Genomic DNA, 19807 nt, shown 5'->3' on the forward strand with positions numbered 1-19807 from the left:
CCGCGCCCAAGGAGCTCTCATGACGGTGCACTTCGATCACGCCGCCCACGTCGCGACGATGTGGCTGCCGCAGCTGTCCCCCACCCACGCGACGGTCGTCTCGACGCTCGCCGCGCTCGCGTTCTGCGCCGTGCTGATCGGCGCGATCGCGTGGATGTTCGCGTCGATGTGCCTGGAGCAGGCCCACCCGTGGCGCTTCGGCGTGATCGCGGCGCTCGCCGTCGTCGCGTTCGTGGCGGCGGTGCCGTCGATGCGTCATCGCGTGGCGGGCCCGGCGCCCATCGCGTCGGCCACGGCGACGATCGAGCGCGCCGACGCGTTGAGCGCAGCGCGTGCCGCCGCCGTCCCTGAGAAGGACTGGCGCCCGGAGGCGAAGGCCGTCGCCGCGCCGGCCTCGAGTGACGTGACGTGGTCGCCCGATGACCTGCACGCCCTCAGCGTCGCCGCGCAGAAGAAGAACGGGCTGACAGAGACGTACGCGCGAAGCCGCATCGAGGTCGACTCGACCGGCCAGGACACCGCGACGATCGCCGCGCACGGCACGACCTACCTGACGAAGGACGACAAGCGCGTCCGCTGCGTCGCACGCGTCAAGAACGTCGTGAAGAACAACGTCGGCCAGCCGCTGGCCGCCGACCTCGACCAGGTGGTCTGCGCCCCGGCGGCCTGAGGACACTGCGTTCTGCTGCCTCACACGGCCCGCGCCCCTTTCACGGCTCGACCCCGACGCTCACACCTTCTTGGAGCATTCGGGGCCGGAGCCACGTGCAATGGACTCCGGTGAGCGAAGCGGGCGCCCACAGACACGGCATCGCCCCACCGATCTAGCGGAGGCGTCACGTGGGGCGAGATCCAACACGACGGGGCCGGGCCCAACACCTCGCGGGTTCGCTGCCTCATCGCACCGTCGAACCCGTCGCGCACGGCTCGATCGTGGTGCGGTTGGAAGCCGTGGTTACGCAGGTGGTTGTCCGTGTTTCCCACGAGCAGGTTCAGCACTGTGCGCTTCCACAGCTCCGCGAGATCCACACGGCCGGAGGCGGCCATGTGCGGTTCGAACGCTTCGGCCACCGCCACCAACGGTGATCCCAGCGTGTGCGGCGATGTCCAGGCAGACCTTCTCCCACGCGACGACGTCGGTGTCGTCCTTGGTCGAGGTGAACTTCGCCAACATGAGGTGCCCGTTCTCGTCCACGACGACGGCCTTGGGGCGCGCACCACCCATCGACGAACCCGCATCGAACGGTTCCTTGATGTCCGCGTCGCTGTCCGTGTGACTCTCCGCTCGCCGCGCCACCGCCTCGAGGTGAGCCAGGTCGAGCATCTTGGGCACGCGTGCGCTCTCGCTCATCTCGACTCCGTCGCGCGCGAAGCGAAGTGCGCCCATCCGTAGCCGGTCGCGCACGGCGAGAAGGACGTCGACTGCGCCAGGCACACCCCTGCCGTCGGCCTGCCACGTCCGTTCGATGATCTGCCGGCCCCACCGAGCAGGTGCGCTGTCCGAGAAGACCTGCGGCAGGGCCCCTTCTCGGCATATGTCACCTGAGGCGCACTGCCTGCCAGCACGGGCAGCGCCGGTGACAGCGAGTAGCCGTACTCAGCGCTCGCCCACGACTTCTCATAGCGGAAAGTGCCACCGCTTCGTGGATGCGGATGCCACGTACCGACCGTCATGTCCTCACCGTCGACCGACGTCGAGACGCTGATGGCGGCGCCGCTCATCTCTCAATCCTTCAGCGGCGCAGAGCTGGCCAGAGCCCTCCCGCGTGCGTACTGGTAGGGATCGGTGGACGCCACGAGCTCGTCCATGGGCGATCTATTGATCGAGAAATCGGGCGGGACGGCCATCAACCCGGCCGGGTTTGTCGCGATCTATGACGCCGATCGTGCAGCGGTGGCTCGGCATCGGCGAGTGGTGAAAGCCGGACCGCACGACGTGCAAGAGCCCGCCGTCACCCCTCGAGAGGGATGACGGCGGGCTCCGTGCCACACGCGTCACGCAGCAGCCTGATTCACGCTGCGTGACGAGTTCTGCGAACAGCCGCTCGGCCTCGCGACCGATGCATGGAGGTGGTGGAGATGGGGGGAATTGAACCCCCGTCCATCGACGGCGATCCAGGGCTTCTCCGGGCGCAGTCATCCTGCGGATTTTCTCGGCCCCGCGGCAAGGAATGACACATTCCGCGACAGGCCCAGTCGAGTGAGAGTCCCACAACGCCCCTCGACAAGACGTTGCAGCAAGTTCTCTAGCTGATGCCAGACACTGAGTCGAGAACTAGCTCAGGCTGACAGACTTCGGGCTCGCTCAGGCGGCGAGGGCGAAGTCGGTGCGCTTGGAATCGGCACCTATAAGTTTGCAGAGAGCGTTAACGAGATAACTCTGCATCCTCGGCCCGCTTCCCCTGGGACGGCGACCGATGTCGAAACCGATCATCCCCATGGAAACTGTTCGCTCTGTGGAGTTGTGCTTGCTGACGAATCAGCGTCCGTCAGTCTAGCGGTTCAACAGCGAAGGACGCGAGCGCATTCCCACCCGCTGCGCCTCTGCCGTGTAATGCGCCACACGAGGATCGCTTGGCGCCTCACCCCGAGAGGTCTATCGTTGTTCCTCGGTCGTTGCATCTTCAATCACCTCGCCGCACGGACACGTTGCGTCGAGCCACGGCCGATCCCATCCCGACGAACGGCGGCCAACGCGCGGCTGCCCCCCCAGGGCAGCGCCCGATCGCCCTGCTGCCCGCGTTCGATCCCGCGCGCATCACACTCCGTCGGTTCCTCGCCGGCCTCTCCCCCACGCCTGCCCCGGCCCCTCAAGGGCGCCAACTCGAGAAAGGAGGGGCTGATGTCGACTGCTGCTGTCAGCACTCACGGCCCCGACGCACCCGTGGAGTCATCCACCGACAACCCCGCGAAGCCCAACCTCAGCCTTGCGCTCTTCGTGATCGCCTGCGCCCAGCTCATGATCGTGCTCGATGGGACGGTCGTGAACATCGCACTACCCCACATCCAGACCGATCTGCACTTCAGCCAGTCCGGCCTTCAGTGGGTCGTCACCTCCTACGCGCTGGCTCTCGGTTCGCTCCTGCTGCTGGGCGGGCGCCTCGGCGATATCTTCGGACGCCGCCGCATGTTCACCGTCGGCATCGCCGTGTTCGCTCTCGCCTCGCTGCTCGGCGGCATCGCGCCCAACCCCACCCTCCTGCTCGCCGCGCGCGTGCTCCAGGGTGCCGGTGCGGCGCTGGCTCAGCCGGCGGCACTGGCCCTCGTCAACACGACGTTCCCGCCCGGCAAGGAGCGCAACCGCGCCATGGGTGTCTATGCCGCGATGTCCGGCGCCGGTGCAGCGATCGGCCTCATCCTCGGCGGCGTGCTGACCGAGATCGACTGGCGCTGGACGATGCTCATCAACGTGCCCATCGGCATCGCCGTCGCCGTGCTCGCACCCCGCGTGCTCGTCGAATCCGACGGTCACGAGGGCACCCTCGACATCATCGGCGCCGTCACGGCGACCGCGGGTCTGTTCGGCATCGTCTACGGCCTGTCCAACGCCGCGTCCCACTCGTGGGGCGACACCTGGACCCTCGTGCCGCTGATCGTGGGCACGCTGCTCGTCATCGCGTTCGCTGCCATCGAGAGCCGCACCGAGCACGCCCTGCTGCCGACGCGCATCCTCGCCGACCGCACGCGAGGCACCGCCATCCTCGCGATGCTCATCATGGGTGCCGCGATGTTCGCGATGTTCTTCTTCCTCGGCCTGTACATCCAGCAGGTGCTCGGTTATTCGCCGGTCAAGTCCGGTTTCGCGTTCCTGCCGTTCAGCCTCGGCATCGTCATCGCCGCGGGCCTGTCGCAGAACCTCGTCACGCGCATCAAGCCGCGCTACCTCTCGGGCTTCGGCGGCCTGCTCGCAGCAGCGGGCATGTGGTCGTTCACCCAGCTCGACACGCACTCGAGCTACGCGACGCACCTGCTGCCCGGCATCTTCGTCATGGCCCTCGGCATGGGCTTCGTCTTCATCCCGATGACGCTCGCCGCCTCCCACGGCGTCGAAGCGAAGGACTCGGGGGCCGCCGCCTCCGCGCTCAACACCGCGCAGCAGATCGGTGGTTCGATCGGTCTCGCCGCTCTCACCACGGTGTATTCGCACTATGCGACGCAGCGTGCCGACGAGCTCAAGGCCGCCGCCGCTGCCGCGATGGCGAAGGTGCCGACGTCGGTGCAGGAAACGGCTGAGTTCAAGTCGAAGATGCAGGCCCAGCAGGCAGCCGGAGCGCTCGACGTGCAGACCTTCGCCTCGACGCACGGGTTCTGGGTGGCCTCCGGCATGCTTCTCGTCGGAGCCCTGCTCATCCTGATCTTCATCACGATTCGCAGCGACGAACTGCAGACCGACGGGGCAGCGCCCACCGCGCACGTGGGCTGACGCGGTCGCTTCAGCTTGCACACCCTCGCCTCTGGGCGGGCTCGACCCGGCGTCGGGCCCGCCCAGAGGCTTTTTCCACGTCCGGTGTGGTGCGAGACACGCGTGTGTTGCCAACTGTTCGCTATTGGTCGGTTTTGCCGCGAAACTCTGCGGTTTTCAGCCCTGAGCGACCGGTAGTGTCAGCACCAACTGCGCCGCCGCGGCGCCCCACCCCGAACGGAGATGTGCATGTTCCGCAAGGTCCTGGTCGCCAACCGAGGCGAGATCGCCGTGCGCGCGTTCCGCGCTGCCACCGAGCTGGGCGCCACCACCGTCGCCGTCTTTCCCCACGAGGACCGCGGCAGCGAGCATCGTCTCAAGGCCGACGAGGCCTACCAGATCGGCGAGGTCGGCCACCCCGTGCGCGCCTACCTCGACGTCGACGAGATCATCCGCGTCGCCCGCGAATCGGGCGCCGACGCGATCTACCCCGGCTACGGCTTCCTGTCCGAGAACCCGCTGCTCGCCGAGGCGTGCGCCGACGCCGGCATCACCTTCATCGGCCCCAAGCCCGACGTGCTGCACATGACGGGCAACAAGGCGACGGCCATCGCCGCGGCCAAGCGCGCCGGCCTGCCGACGCTGCGCAGCGTGCCGCCGTCGTCCGACATCGACGAACTCGTCAAGGGCGCCGACGACATCGGCTACCCCGTCTTCGTCAAGGCCGTCGCCGGCGGCGGCGGGCGCGGCATGCGTCGCGTCGAGAAGCCCGAGGCGCTGCGCGAGAACCTCGAGGCCGCGATGCGCGAAGCCGAATCCGCCTTCGGTGACGCGACCTGCTTCATCGAGGAAGCCGTCGTCGACCCGCGCCACATCGAGGTGCAGATCCTCGCCGACGGTGAGGGCGACGTCGTCCACCTCTTCGAACGCGACTGCTCCGTGCAGCGACGCCACCAGAAGGTCGTCGAGATCGCGCCGGCACCGAACCTCTCCCCCGAACTGCGCGAACGCATGTGCGCCGACGCCGTCGCGTTCGCGAAGGAGATCGGCTACTCGTGCGCCGGCACCGTCGAGTTCCTGCTCGACACCCGCGGCCGCTACGTGTTCATCGAGATGAACCCGCGCATCCAGGTCGAGCACACCGTCACCGAGGAGGTCACCGACGTCGACCTCGTCGCCGCGCAGATGCGCATCGCCTCCGGCGACACCCTCGACGACCTCGGCCTCGCTCAGGAGAACATCCACCTGCGCGGCGCGGCGCTGCAGTGCCGCATCACGACCGAGGACCCGGCCAACGGCTTCCGCCCCGACACCGGCACGATCACCGCCTACCGTTCCGCGGGCGGCTCGGGCGTTCGCCTCGACGGGGGCACGATCCACATGGGCGCCGAGGTCAGCGCCCACTTCGACTCGATGCTCGTCAAGCTCACCTGCCGCGGCCGCGACTTCGCGACGGCCGTGCGCCGCGCCCGCCGCGCCCTCGCCGAGTTCCGCGTGCGCGGTGTCAGCACGAACATCCCCTTCCTGCAGGCCCTGCTCGAGGACCCGGCATTCATCTCCGGCAACGTGACGACGTCGTTCATCGAGACCCACCCGCACCTGCTCGACGCGCGCACCCCCGGCGATCGCGGCACGAAGCTGCTCACCTACCTCGCCGAGACGACCGTCAACAAGCCGTACGGCGACCACTCAGCACTCGCCATCACGGCGCGCGAGAAGCTGCCCGCATTCGACATCAGCGGCCCCGTCCCGCCCGGCGCGCGCGACCGGCTGATCACCGAAGGGCCCGAGGCGTTCGCCCGCGCTCTGCGCGAGCAGCAGGCCGTCGCCGTCACCGAGACGACGATGCGCGACGCCCACCAGTCCCTGCTCGCGACGCGCATCCGCACCCGCGACCTGCTGCACGTCGCGCCGTACGTCGCACGCATGACGCCGCAGCTGCTGTCGATGGAGGCCTGGGGCGGCGCGACGTACGACGTCGCGCTGCGCTTCCTGTCCGAAGACCCGTGGGACCGCCTCGCGAAGCTGCGCGAGGCGATGCCGAACATCCCGATCCAGATGCTGCTGCGCGGGCGCAACACCGTTGGCTACACGCCGTACCCGACCAAGGTGACCGACGCGTTCGTCACCGAGGCCGCGCGCACGGGTGTCGACATCTTCCGCATCTTCGACGCCCTCAACGACGTCGAGCAGATGCGTCCCGCCATCGAAGCGGTGCGCGAGACGGGCACCGCCGTCGCCGAGGTGGCCCTGTGCTACACCGGCAACCTCGCCTCCCCCGACGAGAAGCTCTACACGCTCGACTACTACCTCGCGCTCGCCGAGAAGATCGTCGACGCCGGCGCCCACGTCCTCGCGATCAAGGACATGGCGGGTCTGCTGCGCGCCCCGGCGGCGCGTACCCTCGTCACCGCGTTGCGGGAGCGCTTCGACCTGCCCGTGCACCTGCACACCCACGACACGGCCGGTGGCCAGCTCGCGACGCTGCTCGCCGCCATCGACGCGGGCGTCGACGCGGTCGACGTCGCGAGCGCCGCGATGTCGGGCACGACGAGCCAGCCGTCGATGTCGGCGCTCGTCGCGGCGACGGACGGCACGGACCGTGCGACGGGGCTCGACCTCGCGAACGTGTGCGACCTCGAGCCGTACTGGGAGGCCGTGCGCACCCTCTACAAGCCGTTCGAGTCGGGCCTCGCCGCGCCGACGGGTCGCGTGTACCGTCACGAGATCCCGGGTGGGCAGCTGTCGAACCTGCGCCAGCAGGCGATCGCGCTCGGCCTCGGCGACCGCTTTGAGGCGATCGAGGACATGTACGCCGCGGCCAACGACATCCTCGGCAACGTCGTCAAGGTGACGCCGAGCTCGAAGGTCGTCGGCGACCTCGCGCTCGCGCTCGTCAGCGCGAACGCCGACCCGAAGGACTTCGAGGCCAACCCGCAGAACTACGACATCCCGGACTCCGTCATCGGCTTCCTCGGCGGCGAGCTCGGCGACCCGCCCGGTGGCTGGCCCGAGCCGTTCCGCACGAAGGCCCTCGCCGGACGCACGGTGCGCCCGCGCGTCGAGGAGCTGAGCGCCGATGACGAGGCCGACCTCGCACGCGACCCGCGCGGCACGCTCAACCGCCTGCTGTTCCCCGGCCCGACGCAGGACTACGCGCGTGCCCGCGAGCTCTACAGCGACCTGTCGGTGCTGTCGACGAAGGAGTTCCTCCACGGCCTCGCGCCCGGGCAGGAGCACGAGGTCGACCTCGAGCCGGGCAAGAAGATCCTGATGTCTGTCGCGTCCGTCTCCGAGCCCGACGAGCGCGGCATGCGCACCGTGCTCGCGACGCTCAACGGCCAGCTGCGCCCCGTCCAGGTGCGCGACCACGCCGTCAAGGTCGACGTCGCCGCCGTCGAGAAGGCCGACCCGAAGAACGTCGGCCACGTCGCCGCGCCGTTCGCGGGCATGGTGTCCGTCAGCGTCGCCGAGGGTGACGAGGTCGCGGCAGGCGACACGGTCGCGACGATCGAAGCGATGAAGATGGAGGCCTCCATCACGACGCCCGTCGCGGGCACCGTCAAGCGCGTGGCTCTGACGCACGAGACGCAGGTCGAGGGCGGCGACCTCGTCATCGTCATCGAGTGATGTCCGCCGCCGTGACCTGACGGCTCGCGGCCTCCGCTCGGGCCCGTCAGGTCGTGCGGCGCATGCGAAAGGGGCGCCCGTCTCGAGTCGAGACGGGCGCCCCTTTCGGCGTCGTTCAGGCGGGCCGGCTCACCAGCCGCCGCCACCACCACCGCTGATGCCGCCGCCGGAGAAGCCTCCCCCGCCGGAGAAGCCGCTACCGCCGCTCGAACCGGGCGTGGACGACAACGCGGACGACGCCGCGTCGCTGAAGGCCTCCATCGAGGCGCCGAAGTTGTCGAAGCCCCCGAAACCGCCGCCGAAACCGCCGTACGGCACGTACCAGTAGGGCATGACCATCGGGTAGCCCTGCGCCTGCGCGGCAGCGGCGACCTGGCCGAAGACCTTCGCCCAGCGGTCGGCGAGACCGAGCACGACCGCGTACGGCATGTAGCGGCTAAAGATCTGCTCGGCTTCCTCGAACTTGATCTGCTTCGCCTCAGCCGTCTTGAGATACAGCTCGAACCCGCGCGTCTGGTCGTACACCGCCGAGCCGACGGGCGTGCGCGCGGCAGCGTTCTTCGAACGCACGAGCGCGAGGACGGCGACGATCGCGAAACCCGCACCGAACAGGAAGCCGTTGAGGTGGAAGTGGTTCGCGACGAAGAACGAGACGACGGCGAGCACCGCGAACAGGCTCGCGAGGCCCTTGGCCCCGGCCTCACTCGCGCTCGGGCGCTGCTTGAACCAGCCGCGCGCGACGGCCTCGTCCTCGATGCCCTCCTTCGCGTTCGCCAGGTGGCCCGCGAAGTGGTTCTTCAGATCGGACAGGTACACCTGCGAGCCGTCGGAGAACAGCGCGTTGAGTAGGTCTGCCTCGTAGGCCAGCAGCTGCCCCGCCGGGGGCTGCGGGTTCGAGATGAGCAGCCAGTCGCTCTTGTCGACCTGTTCCATGCGCAGGTACCCGCGCACCGCGAGGTCGACGATGGTGCCCGCGACGTCACGGTTGTCGGCGCGACGGTCGATGACGAGGCCCGCAAGGCCCGCGGTGGCGTCGTTGGGCGGCTCGAACCGGACGGCGACCTCGGGCTCGCGCGTCCGCTCGACCGGCACCTCCTGGCCGGGCGCGGGGAGCTGACCGGGTGCGATTCCGCTGTAGCGCTCGTCGGCGTTGCGCCGACGGTCGCGGACGAACCACAGCCCGCCGAGCCCGGCGAGTGCCGCCGCCAGAGCCCCGCCGCCGATGTTGACGGCCTGGCGCTGCGAAGACGTCAGCGGCCCGTTGACGCCGAACGCGTCCTCGGCCGAGCCGTCCTTGAGGATGGGGGCGGTGTTCGTGAACACCGACGTCGGCAGGTCGGCGTCGATCGTCATGCCGCGCCCGTTGCCGACGTTGTTCGCCGAGAACGACGCCTCCGTCCCCGGCGTCGCCCTGCACTCCTGCTTCGAGTTCTTCTCGCCGTACCAGCACTTGGCCCGAGAGACGGCGCCCGGGCCCTTGACGGTGACACGCGCGGTGTCGATCGGGATCTTCCAGTCGTTGCCCGTCGCGTTGATGAAGAACTCGGTCGACGAGTTCGACTGCTTGTTGACAACACCGGCGAGGTGGTACTTGAGCGTGTAGTGCTGCGTGCCGTACACGGTGCGGTTCGGGCTGCCGATGCGCAACCGCTCAGCGCCGCCGTCACGGGAGCGCTGGAGCTGCGTCGGCGCTCCCGTGGAGGACGACACGGACACGTTCGTCATCGGGTACTCACGGTGCTGGGTGTCGCTCACGCCCTGGCCGGTGATGACGATGCGATCGAGCCCGTGATGACTGCTGTCGCTGAAGCGGACGTCGAGATTCTCCGTGACGTCGACGCCACCGTCGGCGCCCACGTCGTAGCGGATGTCGTAGTTCGTGATGCGGATGTTGTCGTTGCTCGCGGCCTGAGCGGGCGCTGCGCTCATGGCGACGAGCGCGACGGCGGCGGCGCCGAGTGCGGTGCGGGCCGACGGTGTAGGTGCTCCCCTGAGACGACTCATGCCCCTACCTTGCCACGTGGGCGAGGCGGGGGCATGCCGACGGGTCAACCGGCGCGCTCGCTCGGTTCTCAGCCGCCGCGCTTGAGGCGTACCTGCATCTCGCGCTGCGCCTCGAGGTTGTCCTGACGCTCGCGCAGCGTCTGGCGCTTGTCGTGCAGTTGCTTGCCTCGCGCGAGGGCGATCTCGACCTTGGCGCGACCGTCCTTGAAGTACAGCGACAGCGGCACGATGGTGTACCCCTTCGACTGCGCCTTGTTCGCGAGCTTGAGGATCTCGGCCCTGTGCAGCAGCAGCTTGCGTCGCCGACGCGCGGAGTGGTTCGTCCACGTGCCCTGGAGGTACTCGGGGATGTGGACGTTCTCGAGCCACATCTCACCGTCGCGCTCGAGCACGTAACCGTCGACGAGGGACGCGCGCCCCATGCGCAGGCTCTTCACCTCGGTGCCCATGAGGGACAGCCCGGCCTCGAGCGTTTCCTCGATGTGGTAGTCGTGGCGCGCCTTCTTGTTGTTGGCGATCACCTTCGTGCCGTGTTCCTTCGGCATGGGCTCGCCCCCTTCTGCTTCGATGCGGTCGCGTTCGGCGTGGTCGACGTCGGTGAGGACAACATCGCAGGCATGCCGGGCATTTCCGAAGCTGTCACTTTATCCACTTCAGCGGGTTGACGGCCACACCATTCTCTCGGGTCTCGAAGTGCAGGTGGCAGCCGGTGACGCGCCCCGTCATCCCGGAGACCCCGATCTGCTGGCCCTTCTTGACCTTCTGCCCGACGCTGACCGACAGGGACGTGAAGTGCATGTAGGCGCTCGTCAGCTGCGCACCGTTGACGGTTCCGTGGCTGATGTAGACGTGATTGCCGGAGACGTCGTTGTAGTTCGCCTCGATGACGGTGCCGTCACCCGCGGCATAGACGGGCGTGCCGCACGCGAACGGGAAGTCGTCGCCCTCGTGCAGCTTGTTGATCTTGAGGACGGGGTGGAAGCGGTAGCCGTAGCCCGACACGATGCTCGAGATCGGGCCCGGGGAGGCGAGGAAACCGGTGCCCTGCGGCACGTCGTGGACGCTGGTGTCGACATCCTTGCTCGTCGTCGTGACGTTCTTCAGGCGCGTGCTCTCAGCCTGCAACGCCGCGAGCTTCGCCTCCTCCTTCTTCTTCTCGGCCTCGAGCTTCTTCTTGTCGTCCTTCTGCGTCTTCTGCAACGCCACGAGACTCGCCTCGGCGGTGTCGGCGTCAGTCTTCGCCGTGCTCGCGGCGGTGACGGCGGCGTCCTGCTTCGTCTTCGCCAGGCTCGCACGACGCCGGATCTCCGCGAGACGTGTCGCCTCGCTCTGCCCGGCTGCGGCCGAGCTCTTGAGATTCGTGATGACGCCCTGCTGGCGGCGCATGACGATGTCGGCGAGCGCCATCGACCCGGAGACACCCGAGTTCGAGGTGAGCACCTCGATGGTGAACGTGAGGTCGCCGAGCCCGCCCGTCTCGAACGCGTTGCGCGCGAGGCCACCGACCTCGGTGCGTGCCTTCGCCTGGTCGGCGCGGTTCGTCGCGAGGGCGGTGCGCGAGGCGTCCTCGTCGGCCTTGGCGACGTCGTAGTCGGACGCGGCGTCACGCTGGTTCTGCTGGGCCTTCGTCAGGGCGCTCTTCGCGTCCTTCGCCTTCTTGTCGGCGGCCGCGACGGCCTTGTTCGTCTCCGTCAGCGTCGCGTCGGCGTCGGCGAGCGACTTCGAGATGTCGTCGATCTCGGACTTGCTGTTCTTGATCTTGTCGTCGACGTCGTCACCGACGGCGTGGCTCGACCCGGACGCGACACCGAGCGCGCAGGTCCCGGCGAGGGCTGCGGCGCAGAGTCGGCGACGGGATTTGGTGGGCGCCACCGTCACACCTTGAGGTAGCGACGCAGCGTGAGCCACGACGTGACGACGGCGAGCAGGAGCGCGCCGAGGTACAGCCACGGCACGACGGCGAGGACGTCGCCGTCCCCGACGAGATTGACGAAGCCGCCCCCGGAGCCGGCGAGGCTGCTCACGCCGAAGTGGACCATCGCCCACAGCATGGCCGAGGCAAGGGTCGCGCCGACGAGCGAGGCGAGCAGCACCTCGGCCACGAACGGCAGGTAGATCGTCGCGCTCGAGGCACCGACGAGGCGCATGATGCCGACCTGCCGGCGCCGCGTGAACGCCACCTGCCGGATCGTCGTCACCATGAGCAGCACGCAGCACACGACCATGAGCGTCGCGATGATTGCCGAGCCGACGCCGAGCATCGTGAGGAACGAGAAGAACGGCGCGAGCACCTCGTGCAGGTTGCTCACGTGCGCGACGCCCGGCATGCCGGTGAATCCGCTCGCTATCTCGTCGAAACGCCGTGGGTCGTCGAGGCGCACCTCGAAGAATGCGGGCATCGACGAGGCGTCGACGCTGCTGACGTACGGCGAGTCGTGGTACTGCTCGCGGAACATCGCGACGGCCTGCTCGCTCGTCCTGTAGTCGACCTTCGTGACGAGCGGCGCGAGGTTCGTCAGGTTGCTGCGCACCGTCTCGGTCTGCGCTGCGCTCGCCTTGCCGCCGGCGCACGAGGCGACGCCCGTGTCGGAGTCGGTGCACAGGAACACGAACGCGTGGACCTTGTCATACCAGTCGCCCTTGGCGGCGTCGACCTGACGCTGCGCGAGCAGCCCAGCACCGACGAAGATCATCGACACCATCGACACGAGTACGACCGAGGCGATCATCGAGGTGTTGCGACGCACCCCCTGACCGACCTCGGAGGCGAGGAAACGCAGGTTCACGACACAGCTCCCGTGATGTCGCGCCCCCGGCGCGTGGCGCGGGCGCCCGGGGTTGCGGTGGTCGTGCCGTCGAGAGCTGACGGATCGTCGTTGGCGTCGTGACTGTCGTGGCCGCCCTGTTCTGCGACGGCGTCGAGGCGATGCGCGCCGGAGCGTCGTGAGGTGGCCTCGGAGCGGTAGCCGCCGGTCGAGTCGCGCACGAGACGGCCGTCGCTCATCTCGATGACGCGCCGCTGCAGGCGGTCGACGAGCGAGTTGTCGTGCGTTGCCATGACGAGCGTCGTGCTCGTGCGGTTGACGCGGTCGAGCACGCCGACGACCTCCTCCGAGTTCTCGGGGTCGAGGTTGCCGGTCGGTTCGTCTGCGAGCAGGATGGCGGGCTGCTTGACGACGGCGCGCGCGATGGCGACGCGCTGCTGCTCACCGCCGGAGAGTTCGTGCGGGAAGCGGCGCGACTTCTCGGCGAGGCCGACGAGTTCGAGCGCCTCGGGCACGGCTGTGCGCACCGCGCCCCGACGCCAGCCGAGGATCTCGAGGACGAACGCGACGTTCTCGGCGACCGTCTTGTTCTCGAGCAGCCGGAAATCCTGGAAGACGACGCCGATGTCGCGGCGCAGCGACGGCACCTTGCGGCGCGGCATCGTCATGAGGTCTCGCCCGGCGATGTGGATCTGGCCGGACGTCGCCGTCACCTCGTGCGTCATGAGACGCATGAGCGAGCTCTTGCCCGAGCCGGACTGGCCGACGAGGAAGACGAACTCTCCGCGCTCGATGTCGAAGCTGACGTCGTCGAGCGCAGGCGCCAGCTTTCTGCCGTACGTCAGACTCACATGGTCGAAACGAATCATGGCTTCCCCGCCGTGCTCGATGCGTGCTCGCTACCTACCCCGCGTGTGAGTCGGTGTCACTCGGCGTCGCGGGCGGCGGCGCGCTTCCAGCGGATGCCGGCTTCGATGAACCCGTCGATGTCCCCGTCGAACACGCCGGAGGTGTTGCCGACCTCGTACTCGGTGCGCAGATCCTTGACCATCTGGTAGGGGTGCAGGACGTAGGAGCGCATCTGGTCGCCCCAACTCGCCTTGATGTCGCCGGCGAGTTCCTTCTTCTGCGCGTCCTCCTCCTGCTTCTTGAGCAGCAGCAGGCGGGACTGCATGACGCGCAGCGCGGCGGCGCGGTTCTGGATCTGGCTCTTCTCGTTCTGCATCGACACGACGGTGCCGGTCGGGATGTGGGTCATGCGAACAGCCGAGTCGGTCGTGTTGACGCTCTGGCCACCGGGGCCCGAGGAGCGGAACACGTCGATCTTCAGCTCGTTCTCGGGGATCTCGATCGTGTCGGTCGTCTCGATGAGCGGCACGACCTCGACGGCGGCGAACGACGTCTGACGTCGGCCCTGGTTGTCGAACGGCGAGATGCGCACGAGACGGTGCGTGCCGGCCTCGACCGACAGGTTGCCGAACGCGTAGGGCACGTTGACCTCGAACGTGACGGACTTGAGGCCCGCCTCTTCGGCGTAGGAGGTGTCCATGACCTTCGTCGGGTAGCCGTGACGCTCGGCCCAGCGCAGGTACATGCGCATGAGCATCTCGGCGAAGTCGGCGGCGTCGACGCCACCGGCGCCGGCGCGGATCGTGACGACGGCCTCGCGCTCGTCGAACTCGCCGTTGAGCAGGGTGCGCACCTCGAGTTCGCCGACGGCCTTCTGCAGCTTCTTCAGTTCGCGCTCGGCCTCGGCGAGGGTGTCGGCGTCGTTCTCCTCGGTGCCCATCTCGACGAGCACCTCGAGGTCGTCGATCGCCGCGTCCATGTTCTCGACGCGGTCGTTCTCGGCGTTCGCGCGCGACAGCGCGGAGGTGATCTTCTGCGCCGCATCCGGGTCGTCCCACAGATCGGGGGCCGCGGACTGCTCCTCGAGGTCGACGATCTGCTTCTTCAGCTTCTCGAGGTCGAGCACCTCGCGCACCGACGCCATCGTCGTGCGCAGGTTCTTGATTTCGTTGGGAAAGTCGACAGCCACGCCTTCCAGAGTATCGCCTGTGACGGGCCGCGCCCCAACCGGCGAGCGAACACTCATCGTTCGAAGTGCGCTTCGGCCCGCGTGGTGACGTGGACGGTGATCGGTGCACCGAGCGCAGACAGCGCTCCCCCGACCGCCGGCGGGTCGACGACGGCCGCGACGGCGAGCACGAGATCCTTGCCGTCGACGCTCGCCGACGTCAGGCTCCACGACGTGACGTGCGCCGGGCGCTCGGTGGCGGACAGCGCCGCCTGCGCCTCGGCGCGCACCGATGCCGCGTCGAGCTGCGGCGCCTCGACGCCGTGAGCGTAGGCATGCGCGACCGAGATGCGGTCGGCGGCTGCGGCGCCCGCATGGTCGGCGGCGTCGAGGACGTCGACGCGCGCCACCTGCGCGGTGTGCACGCAGATACCGCCGAGCAGCAGCATGACGACGCACGTACACAGCCCGATGCCGAGCAGGGCGATCCCGCCGTCGTCGGCGCGCGTTCGGTTCACGAGGGACGAGGCGAGCTGCCTGAGCCTCGCTGGCATGTGGCGCAGGGGTCCGCTGAGGGCGTCACGCCTCGTGGCGCACGCGTCAGGTGCGGGAGTCACCGTTGCCCTCCGTACTGTTCGACCTTCTCGACGTGCCGAGAGCTCAGGTGGATCTCGAGCCCCGCGGGGCCGCTGAGCCATCGCGGCACGAACGGCAGGCCGACGCTCGTGCGCGCCGTCGCACTGACCTGAGCGCCGGGCGTCAGGCACGGGCTCGCCGTGCAGGTGATCGTCGCCGTGCCGACGGGGCTGCGCTGATCCTCGAACGCGAGACGCGCCGCGACATTCGCGCGCACGCTGCCCGCGCCCGAAGAGGGCGCCGTCACGTATGTGCGCGCCGCCTCACGGGCCGCCGAGCGCACCGCGAACGACGCCGCCTCGACACGGATGAGAGACGTCGCGACCCACAGCAGCGGCAACAACAACACCGCGATGACGACGCTCGCCTCGACGAGCGCCGACCCTTCGTCCGCATCGAGGCCATGACCTCTCGTGTCCGCTACGCCGCCTTCTGCGCCAGGCTTGTCAGGACCACCGCGGCTTCGTCCCAGGCGGCCCGTACCGCGGGCCGCGGCGGCCACGTCTCGACGGGCCCTCATGGGCCGCGGTCCTCGATGACGGCTCGCCCGCTGGTGTGCAGGTCGAGTCCGACGCCGAACGGGCCGAGCACGGGCACCTGGGCGGTGATGTCGACGCGCATGACCGCGACGCCCGCCTCGCTCGTCGACCCGGCGCTCACGCCTGCGTGCCGGCCGCCACCCTCGGCGAGCAGGTCGCGTGCCTTCGCCTGAGCGGCGTCGACGCCTCCATCGACGCGAGCGCCCGCGCGGGCCGCTTCGGCCGCCGCCATCGTCAGCGACGACCGCACGTGCGCGGCGTAGGCGAACTGGCACACGAGCAGGAAGACGGCGACGATGACGACGCTCGTCATCGCGTTCTCGGCGACCGCGGATCCGCGCTCGTCCCGCCACGCGACCCGGAAGCGCATCGCGGCCGTGATGCGGTTCAGCCGCCGGAGACCTTGCTCATGGCGCTCGTGAACATCGTCTGCAGCAGCGGCCCGGCCGTCTGCCACAACAGCGTGACGAGGCCCGCCGTCATGAGCGTGACGAGCACCCAGCCCGGCACGTCGCCGCGCTCGCCGTCGCTGTCCGTCCCGTTCACCGGTCGGAGGGTGAGCGCGACGCGTCGTCGCAGAGCAGAGCGGGCACTGAGGATGCGGTTCATGGGAGGTGACCTTTCGTCGGGGTGTGGCCCGCGAGCGTTCGCGGGAGTCGTGGGGAGGCATCACAGCGTCAGATCGAGAGCTGCGAGCCCGGGGTACACGGCGAACAGCACCGTGACGGGCAGGACGAGGAAGACGACGGGCGCCATCATGACGACCTCCTTGCGGCCGGCTTTCTCGACGAGTTCGGTGCGCACGCTCTCGCGCGCGTCCTGGGCCTGCGCGCGCAGGACGTCGGCGAGTGGCGTGCCACGCTCGAGGGCGACGATGACGCCCTCGACGAAGCGCGCCACGCTGACGACGCTCGTACGCCGCGCGACGCCGGCCAGCGCGTCGGACAACGGAGTACCGGCGCGCGCCTGCTCGAGGGCGGTGCGCAGTTCCTCGGCGAGGGGGCCGCGGCACAGAGTCGTGACGTGTTCGAGCGCGCCAAGCGGGCCCTGGCCGGCGGCGACGGCGAGGGCGAGCATGTCGGCGATCGCGGGGAACTCGACGATCATGCGGGCCTCGCGCCTCTCGGCGAGCCGGGTGAGCTGCTGATCGCGCAGCACGACACCGAACCCGGCAGCGAGCAGCACGAGCGCCGAGGCAGACAGCGGTCCGCGCGTCGAGTTGCCCGTGACGAGGACGATGCACGCCGCGCCGGCGAAGCCCGTCATCGCCCACAGGGCCTGGCTCGTGCGGAACGTGTCGACGTCCGGGACGAGGCCCGCGCGCTCCATCCGGGAGCGCACGTGATCGGCGCCGCCCAGGACCCGCCCGAGCAGGCGCGCCAGGGCCGCCGCGACGGCGTCGAGACCGCGACGCGGCGCGGCGGCGGGTGAGTCTACGGCGAGCATTGCCTCGAGACGCTGCTCGAGCACGCTGACGCGCGGGCGCGCCACCCAGATGCCGACCAGTGCGAGCCCCAGCCCGATGGCGGCGGCCGACAGCGCGGCTGGCGTCGTCATCGCATGACCCGTTCCTCGTGAGGCAGACGCCCGATGGCCTTCATCGCGACGTACGCGATCCACGACACGAGCGCCCCGGCGACGAGCACGAGCACCCCCTGCGGTGTGCGGTAGGCCGCCAGCCCCTCACCGCGGAAACCGACGACGCACAACGCGAGCCAGGGTGCGGCGAGCGCCAACCGTGCCGCGCTCACCGTCCAGCTCTGCTTGGCGGCGAGTTCGGCGCGCGTCGAGGCGTCCTCACGCAGGAAGGAGCTGAGGGTGCGAAGCAGGCGACCGACGTCGCTGCCGCCGACGTTGCGGGCGAGGCGCAGCGACTCGATGAGCCGATCGGCGGCCGGGTCGGCAAGGCGGGCCTTGAGGACGTCGAGTGAGTCGTCGAACCGGCCGTGCGCCGCGTCGTGACGGGCGAAGGCGGCGAAGTCCTCACGCAGCACCTCCGGGCCGTGCAACGACAGTTGGCGCAGCGCTTCGGGGATCGACAGGCCGGCGCGGACGGCGGAGGCGACATGGTCGACGGCATCGGGCCAGGCCTCACGCCGGCGGCGGCGCAGGCTCGTCGCCCGGCCCCGGACGAATGCTGCAGGTGCCCAACCACCGACGCACGCGAGGACCACGGCGAGGGCTGGCACGCCGGTGATGACGAAGCCGAGGCAGAAGGCCACGGTCGCCGCGCCCAGGCACGCGGCGACGAGAGTGCGCACGCGCCAGGTGACGAGCCCGGACTGGTCGAGCAGTTCACGCACCGCGGCGTACCGGCGGCTGCGGCGCAGACCATGAAGGGGGCGCGGCGGAGCCGGGGACGTCATCGCCCGCCACATGAGCAGTAGGGCGGTGCCGACGGCGGCGGCGCTGAGCAGGCGCGTCACGCGGCGTTCACCTCGGCGGCGAGAGCGGCGACGTCGATGCCGGCGCGAGCGAAGCGAACCTCTCCGTCGAGCGCGGGCAGCAGGCGCGGGAAACCGACCTGGCCCTCGGTGAACAGCGGGATCGTCTCGACGGTGTCGCCCTCGACTCGTCCGGTGACGCGCACGACCTCGCGCACGGAGCGTCGCCCGTGCCGATCGAGGCCGAGGTGGACGACGACGTCGATCGCCGACGCGACCGTCGGGACGACGAACGAGGGCGAGATGTTGGGGCCCGCGAGCAGCGGTAACGTGCAGAGTTTCGTGAGCGCCTCGCGGGCCGAGTTGGCGTGCAGCGTCGCGAGACCCGGCAGACCCGAGTTGAGTGCGAGCAACAGGTCGAGCGACTCGGCCTGACGAACCTCCCCCACGACGAGTCGCGACGGCCGCATGCGCAGCGCCTCTTTGACGAGCATGCGCAGCGTCACCTCGCCCGAACCCTCGAGGTTGGGCTGACGGCACTGGAGCGCGACCCAGTCACGCGCCGCGAGCTGCACCTCGAAGACCTCCTCGCACGTGATGACGCGCTCGGTCTGCGGAATGGCACTCGCGAGGCAGTTCAACATCGTCGTTTTCCCGGCCTGCGTCTGACCGGAGACGAGGACGTTGAGCCCTGCCTTGACGCACGCCGCGAGGATGGCCGCCAACCCCGGCGACAGTGACCCGCGGTTGACGAGCTCGTCCATCGAATGACTCGCCGCGACGAATTTTCGAATGTTGATCGCCCAGTACTCGCGGGTAACGTCCGGAATCGCGACGTGAAGGCGCGAGCCGTCCGGGAGCGAGGCATCGACGAAGGGCGAGCTGAGGTCGAGACGCCGCCCCGACGTGCGCAGCATTCGTTCGACGAGAACGCGGATCTGGTCATGCGTCAGGATCGTCGGCGTCAGTTCGGAGACCCCGGAGCGCGCGACGAAGACCCGCGCGGGTTCGTTCAACCAAATTTCCTCGACGCTGGGGTCGTCGAGGTACTCCTGCAGCGGCCCGTAGCCCGCGACGGCGTCGAACACGGCCTTCGCCTCGCTCGTCGAACGCGACGACGCCGGCAGACCCGCCCGGGCGCGAGCGACCTCCGTCGCGGCGACGACGTCGGCGATGACGCCACGCACCGCCTCGGGGTCGGCTCCTGGGTCGATGGCCTTGGCGCGCAACTGCTCGCGCACCTCGTCCTCGATGAGCGTGATCGTCATCGTCTCTCCTCTTCGATGCCTGCTCTCAGGAGCCATCAAAGAGGCCGCGCGGGGCCGAAGGGGGTTTCGGAGAAACTCTTACCAAAGTCTTACCAAAGCACCCGATCTGGCTCCGGCACGAGCGTTGTCCACAGGTGCAGATCCGTTCCGACGACGCGATGT

18 protein-coding genes, 1 other RNA gene and 1 pseudogene are annotated in these 19807 nt (G+C 69.3%); 4 read left to right on the forward strand and 16 right to left on the reverse strand.

The features are described 5' to 3' along the window. Positions 1–19 precede the first annotated feature (19 nt). On the forward strand, positions 20–670 hold the full coding sequence (locus ABH936_RS03935) for a hypothetical protein (protein ID WP_404602661.1): 651 nt from the start codon (positions 20–22) through the stop codon (positions 668–670). 60 nt (positions 671–730) lie between these two features. Here ABH936_RS03935 and ABH936_RS03940 read toward each other — a convergent pair whose 3' ends face one another. Both ABH936_RS03940 and ABH936_RS03945 read right to left on the reverse strand, forming a co-directional pair. Further along, a complete protein-coding gene (locus ABH936_RS03940) occupies positions 731–859 on the reverse strand; it encodes a DUF6011 domain-containing protein (protein ID WP_404602662.1) in 129 nt (42 codons plus the stop codon). A gap of 89 nt (positions 860–948) precedes the next feature. Beyond that, a pseudogene (locus ABH936_RS03945) lies at positions 949–1239 on the reverse strand (HipA domain-containing protein); the annotation flags it as partial. A gap of 568 nt (positions 1240–1807) precedes the next feature. On the opposite strand from ABH936_RS03945, the gene ABH936_RS03950 reads away from it, so the two are divergent. Beyond that, a complete protein-coding gene (locus tag ABH936_RS03950) occupies positions 1808–1972 on the forward strand; it encodes a hypothetical protein (protein ID WP_241724751.1) in 165 nt (54 codons plus the stop codon). Between the two features lie 99 nt (positions 1973–2071). Here the strand turns inward: ABH936_RS03950 and ssrA are convergent. Further along, positions 2072–2438, reverse strand: a transfer-messenger RNA (tmRNA) gene (gene ssrA, locus ABH936_RS03955). A gap of 404 nt (positions 2439–2842) precedes the next feature. Between ssrA and ABH936_RS03960 the strand changes: the two genes are divergently transcribed. Together ABH936_RS03960 and ABH936_RS03965 are read left to right on the forward strand one after the other, a co-directional pair. Further along, positions 2843–4423 (forward strand): MFS transporter, encoded by a 1581-nt coding sequence (locus ABH936_RS03960; RefSeq protein WP_136788088.1) that lies wholly within the window; start codon positions 2843–2845, stop codon positions 4421–4423. 228 nt (positions 4424–4651) lie between these two features. Then, entirely contained in the window at positions 4652–8032 is a 3381-nt protein-coding gene (locus ABH936_RS03965) for a pyruvate carboxylase (protein ID WP_136788089.1), read from the forward strand. 129 nt (positions 8033–8161) lie between these two features. On the opposite strand, the gene ABH936_RS03970 is transcribed toward ABH936_RS03965, so the two are convergent. From ABH936_RS03970 to ABH936_RS04030, 13 genes are all read right to left on the reverse strand, one after another. Beyond that, positions 8162–10036, reverse strand: coding sequence for a DUF2207 domain-containing protein (locus tag ABH936_RS03970; RefSeq protein ID WP_241724752.1), 1875 nt, complete (start codon positions 10034–10036; stop codon positions 8162–8164). Positions 10037–10104: 68 nt separating this feature from the next. Continuing rightward, the gene (smpB, locus tag ABH936_RS03975; protein WP_404602663.1) at positions 10105–10581 is read right to left on the reverse strand and encodes an SsrA-binding protein SmpB; all 477 of its coding nucleotides are present in this window, start codon (positions 10579–10581) and stop codon (positions 10105–10107) included. 94 nt (positions 10582–10675) lie between these two features. After that, positions 10676–11908, reverse strand: coding sequence for a M23 family metallopeptidase (locus ABH936_RS03980; RefSeq protein WP_404602664.1), 1233 nt, complete (start codon positions 11906–11908; stop codon positions 10676–10678). A gap of 2 nt (positions 11909–11910) precedes the next feature. Beyond that, positions 11911–12822 carry a permease-like cell division protein FtsX gene (gene ftsX, locus ABH936_RS03985; RefSeq protein WP_404602665.1) on the reverse strand — a complete coding sequence of 304 codons (912 nt, stop codon included), beginning with the start codon at positions 12820–12822 and terminating at the stop codon, positions 11911–11913. Continuing rightward, positions 12819–13670: a cell division ATP-binding protein FtsE gene (ftsE, locus tag ABH936_RS03990; RefSeq protein ID WP_241724755.1), complete on the reverse strand. Its 852-nt coding sequence runs from the start codon at positions 13668–13670 to the stop codon at positions 12819–12821. The genes ftsX and ftsE overlap by 4 nt, the downstream gene beginning before the upstream one ends. Before the next feature lie 56 nt (positions 13671–13726). Continuing rightward, positions 13727–14839, reverse strand: a complete 1113-nt coding sequence (gene prfB, locus ABH936_RS03995) for a peptide chain release factor 2 (RefSeq protein WP_006943864.1) — start codon at positions 14837–14839, stop codon at positions 13727–13729. A gap of 53 nt (positions 14840–14892) precedes the next feature. After that, entirely contained in the window at positions 14893–15336 is a 444-nt protein-coding gene (locus ABH936_RS04000; protein WP_156445003.1) for a hypothetical protein, read from the reverse strand. Positions 15337–15431: 95 nt separating this feature from the next. Next, the gene (locus tag ABH936_RS04005; protein WP_241724756.1) at positions 15432–15974 is read right to left on the reverse strand and encodes a pilus assembly protein; all 543 of its coding nucleotides are present in this window, start codon (positions 15972–15974) and stop codon (positions 15432–15434) included. Further along, positions 15971–16363, reverse strand: a complete 393-nt coding sequence (locus ABH936_RS04010) for a TadE/TadG family type IV pilus assembly protein (RefSeq protein WP_038568899.1) — start codon at positions 16361–16363, stop codon at positions 15971–15973. The genes ABH936_RS04005 and ABH936_RS04010 overlap by 4 nt, the downstream gene beginning before the upstream one ends. Before the next feature lie 17 nt (positions 16364–16380). Further along, positions 16381–16602: a hypothetical protein gene (locus tag ABH936_RS04015; protein ID WP_006943854.1), complete on the reverse strand. Its 222-nt coding sequence runs from the start codon at positions 16600–16602 to the stop codon at positions 16381–16383. A 60-nt stretch (positions 16603–16662) separates the two neighbouring features. Continuing rightward, the gene (locus ABH936_RS04020) at positions 16663–17550 is read right to left on the reverse strand and encodes a type II secretion system F family protein (RefSeq protein ID WP_006943844.1); all 888 of its coding nucleotides are present in this window, start codon (positions 17548–17550) and stop codon (positions 16663–16665) included. After that, positions 17547–18419 carry a type II secretion system F family protein gene (locus ABH936_RS04025; protein WP_006943852.1) on the reverse strand — a complete coding sequence of 291 codons (873 nt, stop codon included), beginning with the start codon at positions 18417–18419 and terminating at the stop codon, positions 17547–17549. The genes ABH936_RS04020 and ABH936_RS04025 overlap by 4 nt, the downstream gene beginning before the upstream one ends. Then, positions 18416–19645, reverse strand: coding sequence for a CpaF family protein (locus ABH936_RS04030; protein WP_038568903.1), 1230 nt, complete (start codon positions 19643–19645; stop codon positions 18416–18418). The genes ABH936_RS04025 and ABH936_RS04030 overlap by 4 nt, the downstream gene beginning before the upstream one ends. Positions 19646–19807 lie beyond the last annotated feature (162 nt).

Origin of the sequence: Dermacoccus sp. GAS27A, from assembly GCF_044909235.1 — a bacterium.
Classification (GTDB): Bacteria; Actinomycetota; Actinomycetes; order Actinomycetales; family Dermatophilaceae; genus Dermacoccus; species Dermacoccus nishinomiyaensis.

Bases quoted from the DNA above. Each gene is read 5' to 3' on its own strand.
- ABH936_RS03950 (WP_241724751.1), top strand. From the start codon at position 1,808: ATGGGCGATCTATTGATCGAGAAATCGGGCGGGACGGCCATCAACCCG.
- ABH936_RS03965 (WP_136788089.1), top strand. From the start codon at position 4,652: ATGTTCCGCAAGGTCCTGGTCGCCAACCGAGGCGAGATCGCCGTGCGC.
- ABH936_RS04030 (WP_038568903.1), bottom strand. From the start codon at position 19,645: ATGACGATCACGCTCATCGAGGACGAGGTGCGCGAGCAGTTGCGCGCC.
- ABH936_RS04020 (WP_006943844.1), bottom strand. From the start codon at position 17,550: ATGACGACGCCAGCCGCGCTGTCGGCCGCCGCCATCGGGCTGGGGCTC.
- ABH936_RS04015 (WP_006943854.1), bottom strand. From the start codon at position 16,602: ATGAACCGCATCCTCAGTGCCCGCTCTGCTCTGCGACGACGCGTCGCG.
- smpB (WP_404602663.1), bottom strand. From the start codon at position 10,581: ATGCCGAAGGAACACGGCACGAAGGTGATCGCCAACAACAAGAAGGCG.
- ABH936_RS03935 (WP_404602661.1), top strand. From the start codon at position 20: ATGACGGTGCACTTCGATCACGCCGCCCACGTCGCGACGATGTGGCTG.
- ABH936_RS04005 (WP_241724756.1), bottom strand. From the start codon at position 15,974: ATGAGGGCCCGTCGAGACGTGGCCGCCGCGGCCCGCGGTACGGGCCGC.
- ABH936_RS03960 (WP_136788088.1), top strand. From the start codon at position 2,843: ATGTCGACTGCTGCTGTCAGCACTCACGGCCCCGACGCACCCGTGGAG.
- ABH936_RS03970 (WP_241724752.1), bottom strand. From the start codon at position 10,036: ATGAGTCGTCTCAGGGGAGCACCTACACCGTCGGCCCGCACCGCACTC.
- ftsE (WP_241724755.1), bottom strand. From the start codon at position 13,670: ATGATTCGTTTCGACCATGTGAGTCTGACGTACGGCAGAAAGCTGGCG.
- ABH936_RS04010 (WP_038568899.1), bottom strand. From the start codon at position 16,363: ATGCGCTTCCGGGTCGCGTGGCGGGACGAGCGCGGATCCGCGGTCGCC.